General features: G+C 68.1%; 21 protein-coding genes. 10 read left to right on the plus strand and 11 right to left on the minus strand.

The features are described 5' to 3' along the window. Window positions 1–12: 12 nt before the first annotated feature. Together GON06_RS18675 and GON06_RS18680 are read right to left on the minus strand one after the other, a co-directional pair. Entirely contained in the window at window positions 13–393 is a 381-nt protein-coding gene (locus GON06_RS18675) for a VOC family protein (RefSeq protein ID WP_332837174.1), read from the minus strand. After that, complete coding sequence (locus GON06_RS18680; RefSeq protein ID WP_332837175.1) at window positions 390–674, minus strand: ArsR/SmtB family transcription factor; 285 nt, start codon at window positions 672–674, stop codon at window positions 390–392. Before GON06_RS18680 ends, GON06_RS18675 begins: the two co-directional genes overlap by 4 nt. Window positions 675–758: 84 nt before the next feature. On the opposite strand from GON06_RS18680, the gene GON06_RS05315 reads away from it, so the two are divergent. After that, window positions 759–1,187, plus strand: coding sequence for a DUF1761 domain-containing protein (locus GON06_RS05315; RefSeq protein ID WP_157311243.1), 429 nt, complete (start codon window positions 759–761; stop codon window positions 1,185–1,187). Window positions 1,188–1,207: 20 nt separating this feature from the next. Here the strand turns inward: GON06_RS05315 and GON06_RS05320 are convergent, their stop codons facing one another. The 3 genes from GON06_RS05320 to purS all read right to left on the minus strand — a co-directional run bounded on the left by GON06_RS05320 (window position 1,208) and on the right by purS (window position 2,771). Further along, window positions 1,208–1,678, minus strand: coding sequence for a hypothetical protein (locus GON06_RS05320; protein WP_157311244.1), 471 nt, complete (start codon window positions 1,676–1,678; stop codon window positions 1,208–1,210). 140 nt (window positions 1,679–1,818) lie between these two features. Then, on the minus strand, window positions 1,819–2,526 hold the full coding sequence (gene purQ, locus GON06_RS05325) for a phosphoribosylformylglycinamidine synthase subunit PurQ (RefSeq protein ID WP_157311245.1): 708 nt from the start codon (window positions 2,524–2,526) through the stop codon (window positions 1,819–1,821). After that, entirely contained in the window at window positions 2,523–2,771 is a 249-nt protein-coding gene (gene purS, locus GON06_RS05330; protein WP_157311246.1) for a phosphoribosylformylglycinamidine synthase subunit PurS, read from the minus strand. The genes purQ and purS overlap by 4 nt, the downstream gene beginning before the upstream one ends. Before the next feature lie 271 nt (window positions 2,772–3,042). Between purS and GON06_RS05335 the strand changes: the two genes are divergently transcribed. Then, window positions 3,043–3,711, plus strand: a complete 669-nt coding sequence (locus GON06_RS05335; RefSeq protein ID WP_157311247.1) for a MerR family transcriptional regulator — start codon at window positions 3,043–3,045, stop codon at window positions 3,709–3,711. A gap of 39 nt (window positions 3,712–3,750) precedes the next feature. Here the strand turns inward: GON06_RS05335 and GON06_RS05340 are convergent, their stop codons facing one another. Further along, window positions 3,751–4,266: a DUF2306 domain-containing protein gene (locus GON06_RS05340; RefSeq protein WP_157311248.1), complete on the minus strand. Its 516-nt coding sequence runs from the start codon at window positions 4,264–4,266 to the stop codon at window positions 3,751–3,753. 81 nt (window positions 4,267–4,347) lie between these two features. Between GON06_RS05340 and GON06_RS05345 the strand changes: the two genes are divergently transcribed. Next, window positions 4,348–4,965, plus strand: coding sequence for a MerR family transcriptional regulator (locus tag GON06_RS05345; protein WP_157311249.1), 618 nt, complete (start codon window positions 4,348–4,350; stop codon window positions 4,963–4,965). A gap of 68 nt (window positions 4,966–5,033) precedes the next feature. Here GON06_RS05345 and GON06_RS05350 read toward each other — a convergent pair whose 3' ends face one another. Next, complete coding sequence (locus GON06_RS05350; RefSeq protein ID WP_332837176.1) at window positions 5,034–5,552, minus strand: adenine phosphoribosyltransferase; 519 nt, start codon at window positions 5,550–5,552, stop codon at window positions 5,034–5,036. A gap of 157 nt (window positions 5,553–5,709) precedes the next feature. On the opposite strand from GON06_RS05350, the gene GON06_RS05355 reads away from it, so the two are divergent. Both GON06_RS05355 and GON06_RS05360 read left to right on the plus strand, forming a co-directional pair. Beyond that, entirely contained in the window at window positions 5,710–7,131 is a 1,422-nt protein-coding gene (locus GON06_RS05355; protein ID WP_157311250.1) for a glycoside hydrolase family 1 protein, read from the plus strand. 29 nt (window positions 7,132–7,160) lie between these two features. Beyond that, window positions 7,161–8,156: a LacI family DNA-binding transcriptional regulator gene (locus GON06_RS05360; RefSeq protein ID WP_157311251.1), complete on the plus strand. Its 996-nt coding sequence runs from the start codon at window positions 7,161–7,163 to the stop codon at window positions 8,154–8,156. Between the two features lie 180 nt (window positions 8,157–8,336). Here GON06_RS05360 and GON06_RS05365 read toward each other — a convergent pair whose 3' ends face one another. Continuing rightward, window positions 8,337–9,155, minus strand: a complete 819-nt coding sequence (locus GON06_RS05365) for a M57 family metalloprotease (RefSeq protein ID WP_157311252.1) — start codon at window positions 9,153–9,155, stop codon at window positions 8,337–8,339. 222 nt (window positions 9,156–9,377) lie between these two features. Here GON06_RS05365 and GON06_RS05370 point away from each other — a divergent pair, with 222 nt between their 5' ends. From GON06_RS05370 to GON06_RS05385, 4 genes are all read left to right on the plus strand, one after another. After that, window positions 9,378–10,619 carry a sensor histidine kinase gene (locus tag GON06_RS05370; protein ID WP_157311253.1) on the plus strand — a complete coding sequence of 414 codons (1,242 nt, stop codon included), beginning with the start codon at window positions 9,378–9,380 and terminating at the stop codon, window positions 10,617–10,619. After that, a complete protein-coding gene (locus tag GON06_RS05375; RefSeq protein ID WP_157311254.1) occupies window positions 10,616–11,242 on the plus strand; it encodes a response regulator in 627 nt (208 codons plus the stop codon). Before GON06_RS05370 ends, GON06_RS05375 begins: the two co-directional genes overlap by 4 nt. A 125-nt stretch (window positions 11,243–11,367) precedes the next feature. Continuing rightward, window positions 11,368–13,431 carry an MGH1-like glycoside hydrolase domain-containing protein gene (locus GON06_RS05380; RefSeq protein WP_157311255.1) on the plus strand — a complete coding sequence of 688 codons (2,064 nt, stop codon included), beginning with the start codon at window positions 11,368–11,370 and terminating at the stop codon, window positions 13,429–13,431. Window positions 13,432–13,497: 66 nt separating this feature from the next. Beyond that, the gene (locus GON06_RS05385) at window positions 13,498–17,418 is read left to right on the plus strand and encodes a beta-galactosidase (protein ID WP_157311256.1); all 3,921 of its coding nucleotides are present in this window, start codon (window positions 13,498–13,500) and stop codon (window positions 17,416–17,418) included. A 70-nt stretch (window positions 17,419–17,488) separates the two neighbouring features. Here the strand turns inward: GON06_RS05385 and GON06_RS05390 are convergent, their stop codons facing one another. The 3 genes from GON06_RS05390 to GON06_RS05400 form a co-directional block, all read right to left on the minus strand. Continuing rightward, complete coding sequence (locus tag GON06_RS05390) at window positions 17,489–19,393, minus strand: glycoside hydrolase family 36 protein (RefSeq protein WP_198346615.1); 1,905 nt, start codon at window positions 19,391–19,393, stop codon at window positions 17,489–17,491. Window positions 19,394–19,729: 336 nt separating this feature from the next. After that, entirely contained in the window at window positions 19,730–21,190 is a 1,461-nt protein-coding gene (locus GON06_RS05395) for a GH1 family beta-glucosidase (RefSeq protein WP_157311258.1), read from the minus strand. A 27-nt stretch (window positions 21,191–21,217) separates the two neighbouring features. Further along, window positions 21,218–22,834: an FAD-dependent oxidoreductase gene (locus tag GON06_RS05400; RefSeq protein ID WP_157311259.1), complete on the minus strand. Its 1,617-nt coding sequence runs from the start codon at window positions 22,832–22,834 to the stop codon at window positions 21,218–21,220. A 44-nt stretch (window positions 22,835–22,878) separates the two neighbouring features. Here GON06_RS05400 and GON06_RS05405 point away from each other — a divergent pair, with 44 nt between their 5' ends. Further along, a complete protein-coding gene (locus tag GON06_RS05405) occupies window positions 22,879–23,985 on the plus strand; it encodes a LacI family DNA-binding transcriptional regulator (RefSeq protein ID WP_198346616.1) in 1,107 nt (368 codons plus the stop codon). Window positions 23,986–24,049 lie beyond the last annotated feature (64 nt).

Genomic DNA, 24,049 nt, shown 5'->3' on the forward strand with positions numbered 1-24,049 from the left:
CTCGTCCGGAGGTCACTTCATCTGGACCAGCTGGATGAGGTTGCCGCAGGTGTCGTCGAAGACGGCGACGAGCGCGGTGCCGATGTCGGTGGGCTGCTGCGTGAAGTCCACGCCGAGGCCGGTGAGGCGCTCGTGCTCGGCAGCGAGGTCGTCGACGGCGAACTGCGCGAGCGGGATGCCGTCCTCGACGAGCGCGTCGCGGTAGGGCTTCACGGCCGGGTGGTCGGAGGGCTCGAGCAGCAGTTCGGCGCCGCCCTCGGGCGAGGTGACGGTCAGCCAGGCGGCCTCGCCGATCGGGATGTCGTGGTGCTTCTCGAAGCCGAGCACGTCGGTGTAGAACGCGAGCGCCTTGCGCTGGTCGTTCACGAAGATGCTGGTCAGTTCGATCCTCACGGGGTTGTGCTCCTTGTGATCGGCCACCGCTCGGCGATCCGGGCGATGGGCTCGGGGTGGAAGTAGTGGAACTTCGAACGGCCGCGCCGTTCTGTCGAGATGAGCTCTGCCGCCTCGAGCACAGCGAGATGTTGCGACACGGCCTGGCGGCTGGACGTCACGCCGTGCCGCATCGCGAGGGTGGAGCAGATCTCGAAGAGCGTCTGCCCGTCGCGCTCGGACAGCGCGTCCAGGATGAGTCTCCTGGTCGGGTCGTCGAGAGCGTGGAACAGATCGGACACGCGACAATAATAGGCAAGCAAAGCCTTGCATATCAAGAGGAGGATGCCGAGCAGTATCCTGGCCGCACGAGCGAGGAGGCTCTCATGGTTCCCGAGATCAACTATTGGGCGGTGCTGCTGGCGACGGTGTCGAGCATGGTGGTGGGCGCGATCTGGTACGCGCGGCCCGTGATGGGCGACCGCTGGGCGAAGCTCGCGGGTGTGAACCTCGATCAGCCGTCGCGCGGGCCGCTCTGGCCGATGATCACGACCGTCATCGTCAGCTTCATCACCGCGTGGGTGCTCGCCGGTGCGGCATCCATCTCATGGCATTTCTACGAGGGGTCGTTCCTGTGGGCCGCCATCGCGACTGCGATCGTGCTCTGGGCCGGGTTCACCGCGGCCCGCTTCATCACGCACGATGCCTTCGAGGGTCGCTCGACGAAGCTGACCACGCTGAACATCGCACACGAGCTGATCACCGTGGTCGTGATGGCGCTGATCATCGGGGCCTGGCCGCCCGCCGGCATCTGAGCCGGCGTCGATCCGGCATCTCAGGGCGCGCGGATCTCCTCGACCGTGGTCCGCGTCGTGCCGACATCCGTCCTGACCTCGTACCGCACCGGCATGCCCGGATGCCCGGGGGAGAACCAGAAGGTCGCCGGCGGCTCGTCCGCCGCAGCCGTGTCGTAGCGCAGGCACTCCAGGCGCCCGAGCGGCAGATCCACGGTCTCGACCGAGGCGACGGTGCTGTCCACGGGGAAAGCGGCGTGCGCCTGCAGCTCCCGCCAGGTGACCCGGCGGGACGACACCTGGTCGGGGGCATCCGCCCGCCACTGCTCCAGGGTCGCGCCCTCGTCGTCCCCGTCGCGGAACCGGCTGAAGCGCTCGAACGTCGTGCCGTCTGGCTGCTCGACCCGCATCCTGATCTGTTTGCCCGCGCGGCTGGAGGCGGCGATCTGGTCGGCGCTGAACGGCGTCGGAAGCAGACCCGGGCCCAGCAGGTGCGGATCAGCGGCGGTCATGCGTACATTCTGCGCCTCGGTCGGCCCATCAGGGCACGTCTGCACGATCGCGGAAACGCCTGCACGGTCTGGGCGGGGCAGGGGTCGTGCATCCGTCCCGGGCCGTGCATGCGTGCCGGAAGTCGGCGACGAGCTGAAGGTCAGGCCGCGACGCGGGCGACGGCCTCGATGGCCGACTGGAAGAAGCCCAGGCCGTCGACGCCGGAGCGCATGGCCGCAGCCGTATCGGGGCCGAAGCCCGGCTCGGTGGCGTGCTCGGGGTGTGGCATGAGGCCCACGACGTTGCCCGCCGGGTTGGTGATGCCGGCGATGTCGCGCAGCGACCCGTTCGGGTTCACGCCGGCGTAGCGGAAGGCGACGAGGCCCTCGCCCTCGAGCCGGTCGAGCGTGTCCTCGTTGGCGATGTAGCCGCCCTCGCCGTTCTTCAGCGGGATGACGATCTCCTGGCCCTGCTCGAACGCCGAGGTCCACGCCGTCGAGGAGTTCTCGACCGTGAGCTTCTGGTCGCGGCGGACGAAGTGCTGGTTGTCGTTGCGGATCAGGCCGCCGGGCAGCAGGTGCGCCTCGACCAGCATCTGGAAGCCGTTGCAGATGCCCAGGACGGGCATGCCGGATGCCGCGGCATCCTTGACCTCGGTCATGATCGGCGAGAGCGCGGCGACCGCGCCCGAGCGCAGGTAGTCGCCGTAGCTGAAGCCGCCGGGCAGCACGAGGGCGTCCACGCCCTCGAGATCGTGCGAGCCGTGCCAGAGAGCGACGGGCTCGGCGCCGGCGATGCGGATCGCGCGCTGCGCGTCGCGGTCGTCGAGCGAACCGGGGAAGGTGATGACCCCGATACGCGCGGTCATTCGACGACCTCGATGCCCACGACGTCCTCGATCACGGAGTTGGAGAGCACCTCGTCGGCGACGCGCTTGGCCTCGGCGAGGAGCTCGTCGGTGACCTCGCCCTCGACGGCGAGCTCGAAGCGCTTGCCGATGCGGACGCCCTCGAAGCCTTCGATCCCGAGGCGGGAGAACGCGCCGGACACGGCTTTCCCCTGCGGGTCGAGCAGTTCGGCCTTGGGCATGACGTCGACGACGATGGTGGGCATAGCAGGCTCCGAAGGTCGCGGGCGGGGATGCCACAAGTCTAACGTCCGGCCGGAGCGCTCGACGCGCCCGGCAGAGGGGCCTGTCCGGGCGGATGCCGCACCCCCCGATGTGCTTCCGCCCGGACAGGATGAGCGACCCCACGCTCTTCCTTCCGCTGCCTGAGGGATCCGGCGCGGAATGGTCCCCTTGCTCGAGGCTAGAGTCTTCGGCAGGTGTTCGCACCGTGGAGAGCAGGAGGGGCTCGCGCTCTCCAACACTGCAGGGGGAAGCATGAAACTCAGCGAACTCGTGGACCGGAGCGGGGTGTCATCGTCGACGCTGAAGCACTGGATCCGCGTCGGGATACTGCCGTCGGGGCGGCTGCGGAACAAGACGACGGCGGTGTACGACGAGCGGCACGTGGATCGGGCGCTGCTGATCCTGCTGATGCGTGACGAGTATCGGGCATCCGTCGAGCAGATCCGCGCGCTCACCTCGCTGATCGACGGGGGGACGAGCACTCTCGAGGTCATGAACGCCTGTCAGGCGTTCGCGCTCGGCACGCCGCCCGGCAGCGCTGCCGACCCCGCGCTCGCTCCCTACCGCGAGCGCACGTACGAACTGATGCGTCGCCGGGACTGGCGGGGATATCCCGGAGCGGCGGAGCAGGGTCTCGTGCACGCCCTGTCGACGGCCTCGAAGGTGGGGCTCGACTACGACGTGGACGATCTCATGGCATATGCCGACGCTCTGGAGCCGCTCGCTGCGCACAACGTCACGGCCCTAGGCCCCACCGGTTCTGCGGACCAGATCGCCCGGCGGATGCTGACCGCGATCAACGCCCGCGCCCGCCAGCTGGTCGCGGTGAGCAGCCTGGCCCACGCGGCGGTGTCGATCCGCGCGGCGATCGCGCGCGGCGACGCGCCGGAGGACCTGGCGAAGCCGCCGGCGCGGGACTGACGTCGCCGAGAGTGCGCCCGTTCGCGGGGTCCGGCAGGATCAGCGCGGCACGCCCTCCGCCGCGCGAGCCGGCTCGCCCTTCGGAGCCGTTCCCGCCCGTCTCGGGGCGAGCAGGGCGATGAGGATCAGTGCGGTGGCGGCGACGAGCACGGCGGCGACGATGCCCCACAGCAGCGCGGGGTCGTCGACGGCGAGGGTCGGGATGCGCCGCCCCGGGATCAGTGCCGCGAAGGCGCCCGCGGTGACGGTGCCGGCCCAGGAGCCGATCATCATGCCGCGGTGCAGCCGCACGTTCCGGCGACGGATCGCGATGATGCCGATCGTGGTGGTGGTGAAGGTGAAGATCGCCAGGAAGTGGAAGAGCGTGAAGCCGCCGTCCAGCGTGTAGATGAACATGCCCGACAGGCAGACGAAGTACATCATGATTCCGAACACGCGCCCGAGAAGGCGGTGCCTGGCGTCCTTGCGGCGGCGCAGGAACTGCACCGGGCCGATCAGGATGACGAAGGATGCGGCGATCGCGTGCACCGCGATGAGGATGCTCTGGATGTCCATGCCTCATAAGATAGAAGCACTATCCAACTCTCGCATCCTGGATAGTCAGCGCTCGATCCACGATCCAATCGGAGGCCCGCCGTGAAGCTCAGCGAATTCGCCCGCACCACGGGCGCGACCACGGCGACCCTGAAGTTCTGGATGCGGGAGGGTGTACTGCCGGCCGGCGAGCTGCGAAACCAGACCACCGCCGTCTACGGGCAGCGGCACCTCGACCGGGTCGCGCTCATCCAGACGCTGCGCGCCGAGTTCGACATGCCCATCGCCGGCATCCGGGATCTGACTGCGCTGATCGACCGGACCGACGTCGTGCCGCTCGACGTCATGGAGGCCTGTCAGGTGATCGCGACCGGTCTCGCGGTCGGCGAGGCGCACGACGAGTACGCGGAGCTCATCGGTGAACTGCACGACCGGGTCGGCTGGATCCGGTTCGACAGCCTGGCCGCGGGCGTTCTCGCGAACGCGCTCGCAGCGTCGGCGCGGGTCGGGTATCCGTACCGCCTCGAGGTGCTCGAGCAGTACGCGCGGATGCTCGATCCCATCGCCGAGGCGGATCTCGGCGCCATCCACCCGGAGGGCACGCTCGACGTCATGGCACGCAACCTGCTGGTCGCGGCGGCAGCGCAGAACCGGGTGCTCGTCGCGATGAACCAGCTCGCGCACACCGCCGCTGCGGTGCGCCTCGCGACGCGCCCCTGAGGAGTGTCGCTGTGTGCCGCATCCGACCCGCGGATGCGACCACTTGCGACATTCCGCGGAGGGGAAGGTCAGGACCGGAAGACGGTGTGCAGGTCGCCGATGCGGTCCCGGCCACCGAGGCCGTCGATCTCGAACAGCACCGAGATGCCGGCCAGCCGATACCCGAGCCGGTCGACGATCGTGCGGCCGGCCTCGAGCGTGCCGCCGGTGGCGAGCACGTCGTCGATGAGCAGCACGCGCGACCCGGCGGGCAGGTCCTCGTGCATCTCCACGGTCGCCGTGCCGTACTCGAGGTCGTAGTCGACGGATGCCGCAGGTCGCGGCAGCTTCCCGGCCTTGCGGATCGGCAGCATCCCGACCTCCGCGGTGATGGCGGCCGCCGCGGCGAGGATGAACCCGCGCGCCTCGATGCCGGCGACGACGTCGAACTCGCCCTCGAACGGCGCGACCAGCGCCTCGGTGGTCACCCGCAGCGCCTCGGCATCCGCCAGCAGGGGCGTGATGTCGCGGAACAGGATCCCTGGCTTCGGGTAGTCCGGAACGGAGCGGATCAGGGATTCTGCACGGGACAGGGCGTCGGAGGTCACCGCTCAAGGCTACGCGCCCCACGCGGCCGGCGAGGATGCGGGGTCACAGGGCCGCCGGCGGCGAGTCTCCTGGCAGCAGGCTCCGGCCCGCGGGATCCGTCCGCCGATATCCCGCGACGACTGGATGGGAGCGCTCCCATGATGGCATCATGGGAGCATGACTCGTACGTTTCCCGACGGCTTCCTGTTCGGCGCCGCGACCGCGGCCTACCAGATCGAGGGAGCCGCGTTCGAAGACGGCCGGACCGCCTCGGTCTGGGACGCCTTCGCCCGCGTGCCCGGCGCCGTGATCAATGGTGAGTCCGGCGACGTCGCCTGTGATCACTACCACCGGATGCCGCAGGACGTCACCCTTATGAAGAGCCTCGGCCTGCAGACCTACCGCTTCTCCACCTCGTGGTCGCGGGTGCGCCCCGACGGCGGCGCCGTCAACGCGAAGGGCGTCGACTTCTACAGCAGGCTCGTCGACGAGCTGCTCGAGAACGACATCCTGCCCTGGCTGACGCTGTACCACTGGGACATGCCGCAGGCCCTCGAGGAGCAGGGCGGCTGGACCAGTCGCGACACCGTGGACCGCTTCGTCGAGTACGCGCTCACCATGCACGACGCGCTCGGCGACCGGGTGAAGAACTGGGCCACGCTCAACGAGCCGTGGTGCGCGTCCTTCCTCTCCTACACCGCCGGAGTGCACGCGCCCGGCCGCACAGACATCGGCGACGGCCTGCTCGCCGCGCACCACCTGCTGCTGGCCCACGGCCGCACTGTGCAGGAGCTGCGGTCCCGCGACGCAGACCTCGCCCTCGGCATCACCCTGAACCTCACCGTCGCCGACCCCGCCGACGTCGACGACCCGGCTGACGTCGACGCGGCCCGACGCATCGACGGCCAGTTCAACCGCTGGTTCCTCGACCCGATCTTCGAGGGCGAGTACCCGAGTGACATCGTCCGCGACATCCGCGACGTGGACGGCGACGCGATCGTGCGCTGGCAGGCCGCCGTGCACGACGGTGACCTCGACATCATCTCGGCGCCGATCGACGCGCTGGGCATCAACTACTACCACGGCGAGTTGCTGTCGGGGCATCCGCAGCCGGACGGCCCGGCGGGCACGCCGCACGAGACCGAGGGGCAGCAGCGTCAGACGAAGTCGCCGTTCCCCGCCGACGCCGGCATCCACTGGGTCGAGCGCGGTCTGCCCCGCACCGGCATGGACTGGGAGGTCCAGCCCGAGGGCCTCACCCGTCTGCTGAAGCGCGTCGCCGACGACTACGCCGCGGGCGTGCCGCTGTACGTCACCGAGAACGGCGCCGCCTACGACGACGTCGTCGAGGGCGGCGAGGTGAAGGATGTCGAGCGCACCGCGTTCCTGCGCGACCACGCCGCTGCGACGCTGGACGCGGTCGAGGACGGTGTCGACGTGCGCGGCTACTTCTACTGGTCTCTGATGGACAACTTCGAGTGGGCGTGGGGCTACGACAAGCGGTTCGGCATCGTGCGCGTCGACTACGACACCCAGGAGCGCACCGTGAAGGAGAGCGGTCGCGAGTACTCTCGGATCATCGCCGCGCGCGCCGTCTGAGCCCGCGCGTCACAGGGAGAGGACGCCGGATGGCACGACCGACGATCGAACAGGTCGCCACCGAGGCCGGTGTCTCGCGATCCACGGTGTCACGCGTGGTGAACGGCTCGACCGCTGTGAGCCCGGAGGCGCTCGAGGCGGTGCGGGAGGCGATCAGCCGGCTGAACTACGTGCCCAACCGCGCCGCACGCACGCTCGCGAGCCGGCAGACGCACGCGATCGCGCTGGTCGTGCCGGAGGACACCACGACCTTCTTCGGCGACCCGTTCTTCGCGGCCGTGATCTCGGGCATCAACAGCAGGATCACGCAGTCGGACTACATCCTGAACCTGCTCATCGCGAGTGACGACCCGGGCGACAAGATGACCAGCTTCGTGCGCAACGGCGGTGTGGACGCCGCCATGATCGTCTCGCACCACACCAGCGACACGTTCGTCGACCGCATCGCCGAGGCGGTGCCGGTCGTGTTCGGCGGTCGCCGCGCCGTCGAGCGCGACACGGACTACGTGGTCGACGTCGACAACGTGCTCGGCGGACGACAGGGCACCCAGCGGCTGATCGACCGCGGATGCCGGCGGATCGCGACCATCACCGGCCCGCCTTCGATGCCCGTGACCTTCGACCGACTGGCGGGCTTCCGCGCCGCCCTGTCGGATGCCGGGCTCGAACCTGTGGCGGAGGAGGCGGGGGACTTCTCCGAGGCATCCGGTGCCGCCGCGGCGCGGAGCCTGCTCCGCCTGCCGGAGCCGCCAGACGGGATCTTCGTCGCGAGCGACCTGATGGCCAGGGGCGCCTACGACGTGCTGCGTGCCGCCGGCCTGCGCGTACCGGACGACGTCGCGCTGGTCGGCTTCGACGATTCGCAGGTGGCGGTCGAGCTCGATCCGCCGCTGACCACCGTGCGGCAGCCGATGTTCGCGCAGGGGGAGGCGATGGCGTCGGTGCTGATCGACGTGCTCGCCGGCGAGGATGCTCCGCACCACACCATCCTCACCACCGAGCTCATCGCCCGGGCATCCGCCTGACCACGCGGCGTGCTTCGGGTCGCAGAAGTCGTCGGAACTGCGGCGTCGGCCGCGTCCAGGTCGCAGAAGGTGTCGCTTCGCCGTCGCCAGAGCGACAGGAACTGCGACCTGAGCACCCGCGCTCCGCGCGCGAAGAGCCGGGCCCGGTCGTACGCGACCGGGCCCGGCTCCGGGTCAGGGTCAGTTGCCGTAGAGCGCGACCACCCCGGCACGGTCCGTGCTGGTCATCGACAGGTCGTCCGAGGTGCCGTTGCACTGCGGGTAGTGCATGATCGACGACGAGTCGTACGGGGTCAGCGGACGCCAGTTGTTGTCCTCGAAGCACGTGCCCGACTCGGGGCGGGTGTGCTCGTGTCGGAAGCCGAGGGTGTGACCCAGCTCGTGGCCGAGGATGTTGGTCGGAGTCCAGGCGCCTGAGCTCCAGATCGAGTCATCGACGAGCACGTTCATCTGACGGTCGGGGGAACTGGGGAAGAACGCCCGCGCGATGTACTGCGACGTCTGCACCGGCTCGACCGAGAACAGCACCGACTTGTTGCGCGTCGTGCAGCTGCTGTCGGCGCTGCTGACGTAGACGAAGTCGATCTTCGACGATGCGGACTCCCACAGCGCGGCACCGCTGGCCATCGCGGCGACGATGTCGTCGTGGCGCGCGCCGAACTTCGTGCTGACGCAGTACGTGAGGTTGCCGACCTGCGAGAGCGACCACTTGTCGTCGGCACCGTTCACGGTGTTGACGATGAGGCCGTCGGTCGGGGTCTCCGGACTGACCAGGTCGTCGTAGAACGCGCGCAGTTCGCCCTGGTTCGAGATCAGCTCGTCGCCGTTGACGACGTAGCCGCCGTCGACGTCACGGTAGGTCGAGGAGGAGAACTCCTGGTAGCTGGGGATACCGGAGTCGACGTCGACCGGCGCCGCGACGGCGGCGGGGATACCCGCGCCGAGGCTGATCGTGGCTGCCGCGGTGGCGGCGAGCGCGAGTGTTCTGGTGAATCGCATGCACTGCTCCTTCTGGGGTGAGCGAATACCCCTCGCCTGGTCGGCGAGCGGGCTCCGATGCCGAGGGCCGGGCGTCATTGCGCGGTCCGCAGGCTCCGAAGCCCGCTCAAGGTAACGAGCGTTTTTGGACGGTGTCAACTAATAGATTCGGATGCATGGAATGAAACATCCATAGCCGAACGGATGATGCCGCCCGCGGCCCCGCATCCGTAGGCTGTCGCCATGACCTCGCCCGTTCCGACCGATCAGGACGGGGTGCGCGGCATCCTCGCGCCGGTCCGGTTCGGACCCGCGCTGCAGGTGGTGCTGATCGCGCTCATCGTCGTCAGTGCCGTGCGCTACGTGCTCCGGCACGTGATCGGCGAGGCGGAGCAGGGGCCGTCGGGTGCGATCGTGCTCACCGGCGCGGTGCTGCTCGCGGTCGTCGCGCTGCTGCAGAGGTTCGTGCCGCGCCGTGGCGCGTGGCCCGCTGCATGGACGCTGGTGGTGTGCGTGCTGTGGGCGGTGCTCACGCTGATCGCCCCCTCGTTCGCCTGGTGCGCAGTGCCGCTGGCGTTCGCCGTGCTGCAGATCCTGCCGTTCTGGCCCGCGACGGCGGTGGTCGGCGGCATGACCGCCGTCGTGATCGTCGCAGAGCTGCGCATCGCGGCCATCTTCGATCCGACCATCGTCGCCGGTCCGATCGGCATCGCGTTCGCCACGATCGTCGCCTACCGGGCACTGGATCGCGAGGCGACCGCGCGACAGCAGCTCCTCGACGAGCTGACCTCGACCCAGGCCGACCTGTCGGCCGCCCAGCACCGCGCGGGTGCCCTCACGGAGCGGGCTCGGCTGTCGCGCGAGATCCACGACTCGGTCGGACAGGACCTGTCCAGCATCAACCTGCTGCTGCAGGCCGCGGAACAGGGCTGGGAGCGCCGCCCGGGTGCCGCGCGCGACCAGGTGCGTGCCGCGGCCGACACCGCCCGCTCCGCCCTCGACGAGGTGCGTCGCGTGGTGCGCGACCTCGCGCCGACCGAACTCGACGGCACCGCCGGGTCGCTGCGGGTCGCCGTCGAGCGCGTCGTGACGGATGCCGCGCAGCGCGGCCTCGCGGTCGAGTTCCGCAGCCACGGCGAAGCCGGCGACGTGCCGCTGCCCGTGGCATCCGCCATCATCCGCACGGTCCGCGGCGCGCTCGCGAACGTCGCCGAGCACGCGCGGGCGACTCGCACGGTGGTGAGCCTGACCGCGCAGCCGGACGAACTGCGCCTGGACATCCGCGACGACGGCGTGGGCTTCGACGCCCGCCCCGCTGCCCTGCGCGCCCGCGCGCAGCAGCGCCGCAGCGCCGGGCGCGGCCGCGGCATCCTGGGGATCGCCGAGCGCATCGCCGCGCTGGGCGGCACGGTGACGATCGAGAGTGCGCCAGGGGAGGGCACGACACTGTCGGCTGTGTTCCCGGCGAGCGAGGGGGAGAGATGACGCTGCGTCTGGTGCTGGTGGACGACCATCCCGTGGTACGCGCCGGGCTGCGCGCGCTGGTCGAGTCGCAGGACGACCTGCGCGTTGTCGGCGAGGCCGGCGGTGCAGACCAGGCCGTCCAGGTCGTGCAGGCGGAGCATCCGGATGTCGTTCTGATGGACCTCAGTATGGGCGAGGGGCCCGGCGGCATCGAGGCCACTGCCCGGCTGCGGGCGCTGTCGGAGCCGCCGACGGTACTCGTGCTGACGACGTACGACAGCGAGTCCGACATCCTGCGCGCGCTGGATGCCGGAGCGGGCGGCTACCTGCTGAAGGACTCCCCGCCGGACCAGTTGTTCGCCGGCATCCGCGCCGTGGCTGCCGGGCAGCCGGCGCTCGCGCCGTCCGTCGCGGCGGTGCTGATGCGCCGTGCCGCGTCGCCGGAGCCGCGGATGACGGAGCGTGAGGTCGAGGTGCTCGAGCTGCTCGCCGACGGCCTGGGCAACCGCGAGCTCGCGAAAGTGCTGTTCGTGTCCGAGGCGACGGTGAAGTCGCACCTCTCGCACATCTACACGAAGCTCGGCGTCGACACCCGCGCCGGCGCGGTGGCGGCGGCGATCGAGCAGAGGATCATCCGGCGGTGAGTGTGTCGGGGAGCGCGGGGCAAGCGCATGCGCGATCCCACACTTGTTGGTTTTCCGAGATGATGCTTTGACAAAGGACAAGCGCTGACCTTAGGTTGAGAACTCCACTGATGAGGAGTTCGATGATGCATGCCCCCACGGCGACGACGGCGCCGTACCGTGTCGATGATTTCGGGTTCGATCTGCGCCGCGCCGTCACACCGGCAAGCCACATCTGGGTGGGGAGCGGATTCGCGACCGTCGCGCCGGCGGAGCGCAGAGTCCTCGGGGTGCGCGGGCTGCACACCCCGCCGTTCACGGCGCCCGATCTCGCGCTGGACGTCGCGATCGAGGTGGACGGGCATCGGATCCTGGACCAGGGGTCGCTGCAGAAGGGCGACGTCGGTCTTCTGCTCTCCGGCCACGACTGGTACCCGAACCGCTTCGAGCGGCGCGGTACCTTCCACCACCTGGTCGACGGCCGGCTCATCTCCATCGGGATCCGCTCGACACTCGTGCCGCTGCACGACGCGCACGGCTTCGCCCTCGAGGTGCAGCTGACCAATCGGTCCGGCCGCGCTGTTCCCGTCGTCTTCGGGTCCGAGGTCGCCCCGGGCGCCGTCGGCTCGGTGCCGCTCGGCGAGTGGGACTACGGATGGCCTCGTTTCGAGGCGCAGCCGATGGTGCGAACGAGTGCTCATGAATGGAGCAGCGCGCAGCTGCGACTCGTCTCTCTCACCGATGGCGCGGAGAGGCGCTCGCTCGAGGACGGGGCCTCGTGCACAGCGCGTTTCGGTGTCGTCCTCTTCGACCAGGATGACACCGTACCGCCGGCCGACGGCATGGGTGCCGCCGCAGGTCGAACCAGGGAGACGTGGGAGCGACGGGTCGAAGCCGCCACGGCGGCCCTGCCCCGACTGTCGTCGGACGTCCCTGGACTCGAGGCCTACTATCGACGCTCACTCGTCAGCGGTCTCATCTGCCTGTGGGACAACCCGCAGTTCGCGATCCGGCCGTTCCCCGCCGTCTCCGGCATCGAGGGCGCCGGAATCTGCTGCTATCCGTGGGACATCGGCGGTTACGCGGCGCGCGCAGCCGCCTTGATGCTCGGCGCCCAGGGGACACAGGATCTGCTGCACCTGATGGTCTCGTCCGGGATCGACGAGCACTCCCGATTCTCGCCGAACGGCACCGGCAACGATGTGCCCTACGCCTACAGCGTGTGGGCGTTCGTGAACCTCGTGTGGGCGGCCGCGTCTGTCGCCGAACCCGATGCCGAGCTCTTGGCGGCGGCGAGGCGGATGCTGGATGCCCAGCAGGCGGATGCCGTGCACTGGAACGGTCTGAGCGATTTCGGCCCCCAACCCGAGCTGCTCGAGATGCGGGGCGCCGGCTATGAGCACGTCGTCGCGAGTCCGAACGCGGAGCACGCCTGGATCCTGGACCGGTTCGTCGAACTCGCCGAGCTGCTTGGGCTCGCGGAGGAGTACCCGGTAGTCGAATGGGCGCAGCAGGCAGACAGCATCCGCGCCGGCATCCGCGCTCATCTGTGGGATGACGATCGAGGCTGGTTCCGTGCCGTCTATCCCGACGGACATGACGAGTACATCTACTCGATCCAGTACTTCGACGCGCTCCGCTTCGGTGCCTGCACTCCGGCGATGCGCGAGCGGCTGTTGGAGCATGTGCGCGACGGTGCGTTCCTCGGCGAGTACGGCGTGAGCAGCGTGTCCGCCGAGGATCAGCTGCACTACGAGCTCAACGATCCGGACTGGTCCGGAGCCGGGGCGTACACGGGAGACGGCCCGATCCTGGCCCTCACGCTCTGGGAGCAGGGCGAGCCCGACAAGGCATGGGACGTGCTGCGGCGCCATCTGTGGATGGGGGCGCAGCTGCCGTACTTCCCGCAGGAGCACTACGCCGACAGGCCGGTCGTGCCCGAGCACAAGCGTGCCAACGTCATCGCGGGTCTGAGCGGAGTCGAGGCGATCGTCTTCGGTCTGTTCGGCGTGGAACCGCGCCCTGACGGAACCACGGTCGTCTGCCCGTCAGCGGTCCCGCAGCGCTCGGTGCTCTCCGACCTGCGCATCCGCGGTCATCGGATCGACATCGAGCTCGAATCGCACCGGCTGCGCGTCACGCTCGACGATGTCGTCGTCCACGACGGCGAGATCCGCCGCGTCGACCTCGACACCCGCCGGATGGGCTGAGTCCGTCCGGCATCACGACGGCCCCGCCGTCGACAGCAGTGATCACTCGATGAGGAGGAAATTCACATGGTCAGACGATTGCCCACCGCCGTCGCCTCCGGCGCGGCACTGATCCTGGTCTTGACGACGTTCTCTGGGGCGCCGGCCGGCGCCACGGAGAACTCGATGCCGTGGGACGACGCGGCGAAGAGCTTCGGAGATGCCGGGTATCTGCCTGCCTTCTTCGTCGGCGATCAGCCGGAGATCGACGGAGACATCTCCGACTGGCCGGATGCGGCCAGCGCCGCCGTACCGGCATCGGATGCGCAGGTCGAACTCAAGGGATGGGCCGGGACGGACGATCTCTCCGTCGTCGCACGCACGGCGTACGACGAGCGCGCGCTCTATCTGGCCTTCGAGATCACCGACGACACGCACTCGGCCCAGACGGGCGGTTCCATGTGGCGTGGCGATTCGGTGCAGTTCGCGTTCTCGCCGACCGGGGCCTACGGCCCGGAGTACACGGTGGCCGTGGTGGACGGAAAGGCACAGCTCGTCCGCGGCACCGCGGGTACGGCGACGGCGGACGAGTCTCTCGTCGAGCTCGCCGGAACGTCCGATGGCACGCGCACCACGATCGAGCTCGCCCTTCCGTGGGGAACCGTCGCTGCGGAGCGCCCAGGTGACGGCGTGCTTCCGTTCACCTTCCTCGTGAACGACAACGACGGGTCGAGCCGGCGCGGATGGGTCGAGTGGACGCCGGGAATCGGTAAGGCGAAGACACCTGCGCTGCACGGCGAGATCGAACTGATCCCCGAGAAGCGGCAGTGGAGCGCATGGATCACGGGACCGACCGAGCTCACCCAGGGCGAGCGCGGCGTCGCAGTACTGCACATGTTCAACGCCGGCGATGCGCCGATCACGCTGAAGGCCGCCGGGAACGGGGGCGTCGACCTCGCCCAGCAGATCACCGTTCCGGCACGCACGATGCTGACCTCGGAGATCCCTGTCGTCTTCGACGCCGCCGGCAGCAGACGGGTGGACGTGAAATGGACGGCAGACGATGAGATCCGCACCGACGGGATCGCCGTCCAGGTGGCGGCCGCCGAGGCCGACGTGATCGCCCAGCTCCAGGAGGTCGAGGATCGTCTGCCCGACCTCGCGTCACTGCTGGAGAGCGTCGAAGCCGCTCATATCGCGACCGACTACACGCGCGTGACGTACAGCGTGCTCGAGCGCTTCGTCGCGTACGGCCGCGCCGACCTGGACAACGGCCGTATCGCGCGCGCGTCCTATGTCGCCTCGACGCTCACCGAGATGGCGGACCGGATGCAGAGCGAGCTGGAAGCGCATCTCGCCGGAACCATGACGGCGCCGGCCGCTCCTCGCTACCGCACCGGAGACATCACAGTCGACGGCCGTTCCATCGATGCTGACACCGTCGTGAGGAGCACCGGGGAAACGGCGAACGGTCCCGTGTTCTTCACGGGGTACGGCCATTTCGAGCAGGTTCGCGCGGATGTGCCTGCTTTTCAGGACCTCGGCGCGAACATCATTCAGATCGAGACCGGCCCGCGGGACGTCGTCGTGCCCGCCAACGCCGCGATCGACGGGTTCACTGTCAACCGCTCCGGCGGGGTCGACGCGACAGTCGAACGCGATGCGCAGGTCTCGCGCTCGGGCGACGCCGCACTGCGCATCGAGAATCGCTCGCCCTCGGCGCCCAACGTCTACATCAATGCGACGCAGACCGTCGCCGTCCAGCCGAACACGACGTACACCTTCACCGCCTGGGTGAAGGGCGACGCCGTGCGAGCTGCGTGGTTCCCCGGCGGCGCCGGCTGGAAGCAGCGGACGCGCTTCCCGAACGGCACCTACGACTGGACCGAGGTCACCACGACTTACACGACGGGAGCGACGGAGACCAGCTACACGTTCACGCTGATGAGCGAGAACACCGGAACGATCTGGGTCGACGATCTGAACATGGTCGCCGAGGGCAGCACGACGAACCTCGTGAAGAACTCCGGCTTCGAGCGAGCGACGGTGGAGGGCAGCAATCCGGAATGGAGGTTGTCGACGACCAAGCTGCAGAGCGGCATCCTCGACGTGCTCGAGAACGCCGCGGCGAATGACATTGCGGTGAACCTGCTGCTCTCACCGCACTACTTCCCCGACTGGGCGCTCAAGAAGTGGCCCGAGCTGGCGACGACGAACACCGGTGGCATCAAGTACTCCATCGACCAGCCGATCGCGCGTCAGCTGATCGAGGACTACGTCCGCACGGTCGTCCGTGCGGTGAAGGACTCGCCCGCCCTGCACGGCCTGACGATCTCCAACGAACCGACCTATCAGGCGAACAAGGATCCGAACGCTGTGGAGGATTGGACCGCCTTCCTCACCGAGACGTACTCGACCGTGACCGCGCTGAACGATGCCTACGACTCCTCGTACGCTCGGATCGCGGACGTGCCCATGCCCACCGGCGTGAGCGCAGATCTGCGGTCGTACGACTACGTGCGGTTCAACAACGACAGGTTCGCGAGCTGGCACGAGTGGATCGCGAACATCATCGAGGAGGAGGCCCCTGGAGTCGCTGCGCACGCGAAGATGATGGCGGACCCCGTCGGCAGCCTCTCCTGGGGCATCGATGTCGAGCGCATGTCCCGGCTCGGAACGATGATCGGCGACGACAACTGGAACTACATCGACGAGGGGGCGAGCGGCTTCTACGAGGAGCTCTCGTTCTACGACATGCAGCAGTCGTTCGCCGAAGGCCCCGTCTTCAACTCCGAACAGCACGTGATCGCCGACGGTGATCAGTACTACGGTCCGGAGCAGGCCGACCACGTCCGCTCCGTGCTCTGGCAGTCGGCTGTGCACGGTCGCTCCGCCTCGACCATGTGGATCTGGGAGCGCACCTACGACCCTTCGTCCTCGCGAGAGGGCAGCATCCTGCATCGACCGGACGTCGTCGAGGCGATCGGCGACACGAACCTGGACCTCAACAGGCTCGCGGGCGAGGTGACAGCCTTGCAGAACGCCGACTCACGGGTGGCGATCCTGTACTCCCTGGCATCCTCGGTGCTGACGCCGGAATCGAATGCCGTCTCCCTTCGGGCCTATCAGGCGCTCTCGATGAGCGGCGTCGAAGTCGACTACGTGTCGGAGGCGCAGGTCGCCGAAGGCGCACTCGATGACTACGATCTGCTCGTCGTTCCTGCCACGAGCAGAGTCGACAGGCGGACCTTCGACGCCGTCGACGCGTTCACCCGGAACGGCGGGTCCGCCGTGGCGATCGGGTCGCACGCCCTCGAAGTGTCGCCGGAGGGCGGCCCCCATCCCGCGGAGGCCCGTAGGGCGATGCTGGATCGCATGACGTACATCCCGGGTTCGTCGGCGACGGCGGCGGAACTGCGCGAGCAGATCAGCCCGGTGCTCGACTCTGTGATGCCGGATCGCGTACGGCTGACGGGTGAGGAGGGCGAAGCGGTGAGCGACGTCGAATGGCGTTCGGTCACGGTCGACGGTCAGAGGCTGGTGAACGTCGTGAACTACGGAGACGCCCCCGTCACCGTCCAGGTCGCCGATGCAGGAGGAAGGCTGACCGTCGCGCAGGACCTCATCACGACGGCGTCCGTGGGAACGGAGACGGTCGAGCTGCAGCCGCTCACGCCGTACCTGTTCCGGGTGCTCCCGGCAGCGTGGACCACCACTTCCTATGCGAAGGGCACCGCAGTCAGCCACGACGGTGCCGTGTACGTCGCACAACGGCCGGCTCGCGCCAAGGATGTGCCAGGCGCGTCGATCAAGGGTCCTTGGGCGGAGCAGGGCGCTCCCGCCGAATGCGCGGCCGGCGACGGCGCAGCCTGGACGGCATCCGGCATCTACGAAGCCGGGACGTCCGTCATCTGGGACGACCACCGCTGGGACGCGCAGCGGCGAACCAGGGGCACCGAACCCGGCACGGGCAAGAAGAGCCCCTGGAAGGACGCCGGCGTCTGCTGACGCACCAGGGCGTGACTGTGGGCGGATCCTCGTCGGGGTCCGCCCACAGTCACGCCCGTGGTCTTCTCGGTCAGCTGCCGCGGACGAGTTCGACGACGACACCTTCGAAGTCGACGAGGTCTCCGAAGCTCACCCCGCCTGAGGCGACGCTGACATCACCGCCCGTCGAGCGAAGGACACCTGCGACGGACCATCCGCCTCCCTCGAGCGGAACTTCCGCACGGTTCGGTGCGTTCCCGAAGGAGTGCAGCACGATGAGCGCGCGTCGGCCATCATCGCTGAGCCGGCGGACAGCTTGCCACCCTTCCGGCCGACGCCATGAGCGCCCTCGCTGACCGAACCGTCGGCTGGTACCCCGTTTGAGGATCGGCGTCGTCTTCCGATAGAGATCGATCGCTCGGCGTACGAGCGCCCATTGCTCCTCCCCGAGATCGGTGAGCGCTCCGGACAGGCACAGGCGTCCCAGGAAACCGGCAGCGAGGCTGTAGGTGAGTCGCTCCGGAGAGTCCTCCGCATGGATCACGGCCCACACCTGTGCCTGTCGCGGCAGAATGACTCGCTGCACTTCTGCCGCGATGATCGGGATCTCGACGATCTCGTGGGCATCTGAGCAGGACGTCATGGCAGTCCGCCCGACGAAGGACGGCTCCAGCCGATGCCCTCCGCTGGCGCAGTTCTCCACGACCAGATCCGGCATCCGATCCTGGATCTTTCGAAGCAGACTGTGGCTCCCGAGGACCTGCTGCCGCAGGCCTTCCCCGAGTCCGTCCTCGTGGTCGCTGCCAAGGCCGATCGTCTCGTTGTAGTCGATCTTGAGGTAGCCGAACCCGGCGCCCTCGAGCAACTCGACGGCGGTGTCGACCAGATGATCGACGACCTCCGGTCGCGCGAGATTCCAGAACCGGCGTGAACCGACCGTCAGTGGAACGCCGTCGCGGTGGAGCAGCCGATCGACGCATTGGTACGCCATCGAGTCGGCTCCAACAGTCTCCAGCTCGAACCAGAGTCCCGGGACGAGACCGCGCTCTCGAAGCGCGTCTGCTATTCCCTTCAACCCGGACGGGAACTGCTCGGGGTTGGGGATCCAGTCGCCGTGGGCGTTCGCCCAGTCCTTCTCGCCCTCGGGACGGAACCATCCCGCATCGATGACGAGATAGCGGACTCCGGATCCCACGAGACGGTCTGCGAGAGCAACCACGCTCTCATGGCTCGGATCGCCCCAGCTCGAGCACCATTCGTTCACGACGATGGGAAGATCGGCTTCTTCCCCCGGAGCGTCACCAGCGCTCCGGTCCTGCGCCTCGAGCAGGGCGTCGTGGAGCTCGTCGACACCTCCGGACACCACGGCCACGATCGCATCCGGAGAGGTCAGGGATTGACCTGGGGCGATCGTCTTCGTCCAGTGCCCGAACTCCCGGTCCGCCAGGCCGCCGGCGAGCGCGACGTCGTCACCCAGCCGTGCGACCTCGAGCTGCCAGCTGCCTCCCCACGCGAGTTGCGCTCCCCAGGTGATCCCCGCGGCACGATCCTCGACGGCCACGAACGGCATCCAGCCACGCGCAGGCATCGAGCCGACCTGCCCGAACCGCTCGCTCACCCCCGCCACACCGAGCCAGGAGCGCTCGAGATGCAGGTCTTCCAGAGGCTCGGAGACGAGTCGGCCCTCTGCACTCCAGGCGGTGCGCATCCGGTGCAGGACAAGGCGCCCACTGGCGTCGTCTCCGGCGAACGGCGTGATGGCCGACAGGCAGAAGCTCGACAGGGCCTCGATGACCACCGGTTCTTCGGCGAGATTCTCCACGGTGCAACGGAACACGAGCGCGCCTCCGGTGACCAGCTCGACCCTGTGCACGATCTGCAGACCGTCGGGGCTTCGCAGGACGGTGGAGACGGCGTCAACCGATGCTGTCTGCTCGATCAGCGTGAAACGGCTCCCTGCGGGTGCCCAGTGCGTCGAGCGCCCCTGCGTGAACATCCCGGAAGCCGAGTCCCCGCGAAGCTGCAGGGACACCAGAGGATCGATCCTTCCCGCGGGCAGCTCCCTGCCGAATGGCAGAGCGTCCACCGCAGGCACGTCGTCGATCCTCGATCGGCGGGGCCGCCGGTCCCTGCTCCTCGCTGCCGGGATGATCTCCAGCCCGACGATCCCGCTCTGCCGGACGTACCGAAGTTCGGTGGGGCCCAGAGCATGCACCAGAATCTCTTCCCGGTCCTCCATGTCGCTCATTCCGCAGCCGGGTGCACGTGCAGCACGTCGTCGTGGCGCGCGACGAGCGAGGTCAGCAGTCTGTCGCCATCCACGGGCTGATCATCATGCACCGGAAGTGCCTTCCACCGGCGGGAGTGCTGCGGTGCGGCAGAGCTCGGAGTACCAGTACGCGCTCCTCTTCGGCGTTCGCACGAGTGTCTCGTAGTCCACATGGACCAGGCCGAAGCGCCGCTCGTAACCATGGGCCCACTCGAAGTTGTCCAGCAGCGACCAGGCGAAGTACCCGCGGATGTCGACGCCATCCTCGATACAGCGATTCACCGCCGCGAGGTGTCTGTGAAGGTAGTCGACCCGCTCAGGGTCCTCGACACATCCGTTGATGACACGGTCGTCCCTCGCCGCGCCGTTCTCGGTGATCGCGAGCGGGGTGCCCGGATATCGCGTGCTGAGCGTCCGCAACAGCTCATCGAGCCCATCGGGCGCGATATTCCATCCCATCTGGGTATACGGTCCAGCTTGCGGGAGGAACTCCACATCCTCCGCCCCCACCCAGGGCGAGGCACCCGGCTTGTGCCCGTCTTCCCCGAGCCGAGGCGAATGGCCGTCCCACATCCGAACCGACAGCGTCGAATAGTAGTTCACCCCGAGGAAGTCCAACGGCTGGTGGATCGTCACCAGGTCGCCGTCCTCGATGAAGCCCCAGTCGGTCACATGCGATGTGATGTCGAACAGTCGCTCCGGATACTGCCCGAGCAGGATCGGGTCGGCGAACGACCGGTTCGACATGAGGTCTATACGCTCGACCGCCTCGCCTCCGGTCGGGCCCGACGCGCGAGCGCATTGGAAGTTGAGGGTCACGGATACCTCCCCGCCGGGCGCAATGGCAGAGCGAAGCTCCTGAGCGGCGCGTCCGTGCGCGAGGTTCAGATGGTGAAGCGCCTCCAGTGCCGCCAGCGGTTCGGTGATCCCGGGCGCCATCACCCCGGATGCGTGACCGAGATATGCGGCACACCAGGGTTCGTTGAGCGTGGTCCACTGGCGCACCCGGTCACCGAAATGGCGCCCCATGAACCCGGCATATTCCGCGAATCGTTCCGCTGTCTCGCGGTTCCGCCATCCGCCCTGCTCCTGGAGCGCCTGCGGCAGATCCCAGTGATACAGCGTCAGATACGGCGCGATTCCTCGCGCCAGGAGACCGTCCACGAGCCGGTCGTAGAAGTCGACCCCCGCTGCGTTGACCGGTCCGCGACCGTCGGGAAAGATGCGGGACCAGGAAGTGGAGAACCGGTACGCGGGAATATCGAGAGCCGAGAGCAGATCGAGATCCTCGTCGAGGCGGTGGTAGTGATCCGCGGCGACGTCGCCGGTGTCCCCGTTGAGGATGCGGCCAGGCTGATGGGAGTACACATCCCAGATCGACGCTCCCCGGCCGTCCTCCGCGGCCGCCCCCTCGATCTGATAGGCCGCTGTTGCCGCACCGAAGACGAAAGACGCGGGGAACGCGACGTTCTGATCACGGTAGTCAGCGCTGCGCTGTGCGCGCGCCAAGCGGAGATCGTGCATTGGTTCCTCTTTTCCAGACGTGAAGACTCAGGCCAGCAGCGAGCGGTTCCAGCGCAGCTGTGCGCCGCCGCGGGTCAGGTCGTCTTGAAGGTCATCCAGGAGCCCGTCGTCGTCCAAGACCGCATGTGGTTCGCTCTGCGCACCAAGGCAGAAGGCTGCGAGCGCACCGGCCGCCTCGCCGATGCTCCATTCGACCGGATGCAGCCGGTAGCAGCCGTTCGTGATCTGAGTGGTGCCGATGTTCTTGCAGGCCGGGATGAGGTTCCTGACTCGCTGTGGGACAAGAGCGCCGAGTGGTATCTCGAACGGTTGCGGGAGACTCCCCGGATAGCTGTGGCCGCCTGTGGTCGGGTGGCGGTCGATCCAGAAATAGTGGCCGGTGCCGACCGTATCCCGATACTGCACGGCGCCCTCGGGCCGATAGGTGAGCGAAACCTCCTGCTCAAGGATCGTCTTGCGCGCGCGAATGCGACGCGACTCTCGGACATAGGGCATCATCGCGAACCCATCCGCGGTCCCCGCGATGTCTGGTCGCAGCCGCAATCCAGGCCAGCCGGTACCGCCATCGGGTCGTGGTGCTTCGGTCTGCAGCCAGTAGAGCGTCGCGGCACTCAGGTCCTTTGCGCCCTGCCAGTGCTGCTGCGCATCCGGGACACCGAACAGCGGGCCGTCCGTGTAGTCGTTCTGCAGCCAGTTCACCACGACGATGTCACTGGCGAAGAAGCCCGGCGTGAACTGTCGACGTGCGATGACCCGACGATAGTTCCAGAGTTCGGGCGCAGCGCCCATGTGGTGATGGTCGAGGTCGATCGCAGACGGATCATCGTCCATGTCAGGGTGGAATCCGTAGGTCACGGTCGGCGCTCCTGCGGCATCGACCGCGGTGACGAAACTGAGCTGACGGCGCGGGGTCGTGGCATGCGACGGAATCGCATCGCGGAACCGCTCGTAGTTCTTCGGGCGGTCAATCGTGTGATCCTCGCCCGCTCGGTGATCCATCACGAAGCACCACGTCGCGCCCTGCATGTCGGTGGGATCCGCTGTCTCGGCCGCTCCCGGTTCGCCGGTCTCAGCCTGGGCCTCGCGCCCGCTGGTGAACTCGACACCGCCCAGTTCCAACAGCTCGCCGAGTTCGGTCGCGTCGAGGACGTACGTGCCGGTCAGCGTGGTTCGCTCGGCTGTGTCGATCCCCTCCACCACAACTGCGCGCACGATGTCTCCGTCACTCTCCACGGCGACCGGCCGGGTGCGGCGGAGGATCTGCAGACGCCCGCTTGCCTCGTAGGGAAGCAGCATCGACTCGATCACCGAGAGCGCCACTCTTGGTTCGACAGAGACCGGGCTGACCCAGGCAGCGCCTGGGTTCAGATGCGCATCTGCTCTGGCCGCCGGCGTCAGCGGATACCAGCGACGATAGTGATCGCGCAGAGCCTCGCGGAAGTCGCGATAGCTCTGGTTCGCCCCGGTGCGCTCGATGTAGATGTGTTCGTCGGTCGGCACGAGCTGGCTGGTCAGCTGGCCGCCGAGCCAGGCGGTCTGCTCCGTCAGAATGACGCTGTACCCGCGACGGAGCACCGCCAGGGCTGCAGAGACTCCGCCGAAGCCCCCTCCGATGACCAGCACATCCGCATTCGTGTCAAGCATGGGTCTCCATTGGCGCAAGTTTTTCGAAAAGTTATCGGCAACGTTTGCAGAACCTGGGGCATAATGCAAGTCAGTGCGGAACAAGATCTTCTCCACACAGTAAGGACGTCATGAAGAGTCAGGCCGGCCCGTTGAGTCCCGTCGAGCCCCAGCGGAGGCCCTCCCTGGCCGATATCGCGGAACAGACGGGCGTATCGATATCAACGGTCTCCAAAGTGGTGAACGGCAAGTCCGATGTCTCGGAGGCGACCCGCCGGAGAGTAGAGCAGGCGATCCGCAACCGCCAGTACGTGCCGCCTCGTGACCGACGAGGCGACAGTCGCCTGTCCATCGCCGTGCTCGCGCGCAGTATGACCTCGCCATATACGTTGGAGATCCTCCGCGGTGCCGCAACCGCGGCCGAGTCTGCCGATGCGGATCTGGTGCTCTCGATGTACCACGACGGCAGTGATGACCGATCCTGGATCGAGTCGATGGTTCGTGGCGGCCGCGACGCGGTGATCGCTGTCACGTCGATGCTCGACGGCGAGGAGATCGATCGGTTGAACGAAGTCGGGCTCCCGCTGGTGATCGTCGACCCGTTCAACGATCCGCAGCCGGACACCGTGAGCGTCGGCAGCACGAACTGGAACGGTGGGCTCGCCGGGACGGAGCACCTGCTTGCCCTGGGGCACAGTCGGATCGGCCTGCTCATCGGTGTCCGTCACGCGCTGGCTTCACGCGCGCGCGAGCACGGCTATGTCGCGGCGCTGACCGCGGCCGGCATCACCGTGGACCCGGGCCTGATCCTGCCCGGGGAGTACACCTTCGAATCCGGAGTAGAGGGGGCGTTGGAGCTGCTGGCACTGCCTGAGCCGCCTACTGCGATCTTCGCCGCCAGCGACCACCAGGCGCTCGGCGTCATCGAGGCGGCCAGACGGCGCGCCGTCCGCGTTCCTGAGGACCTCAGCGTGGTCGGGTTCGATGATCTCCCGATCGCGCTGTCCGCATCCCCGCCGCTCACGACCGTGCGCCAGCCTCTTTCCGAGATGGGCGCACTCGCCATGCGCACGGCTATCGCGATGACGGAGGGCGAGGAACCTGCGACGCACCATACGGAACTCGCCACGTCTCTCGTCGTCCGGGCATCCTCAAGGAGCACGTCAGGCTGACGATTCGAAATATTTGTCGCAAATTTAGCTTGCGATTATCGGGAACATCGGTACAGTGGATTTC

The sequence above is a fragment of the Microbacterium sp. MAH-37 genome, assembly GCF_009758255.1.
Lineage (GTDB): Bacteria > Actinomycetota > Actinomycetes > Actinomycetales > Microbacteriaceae > Microbacterium.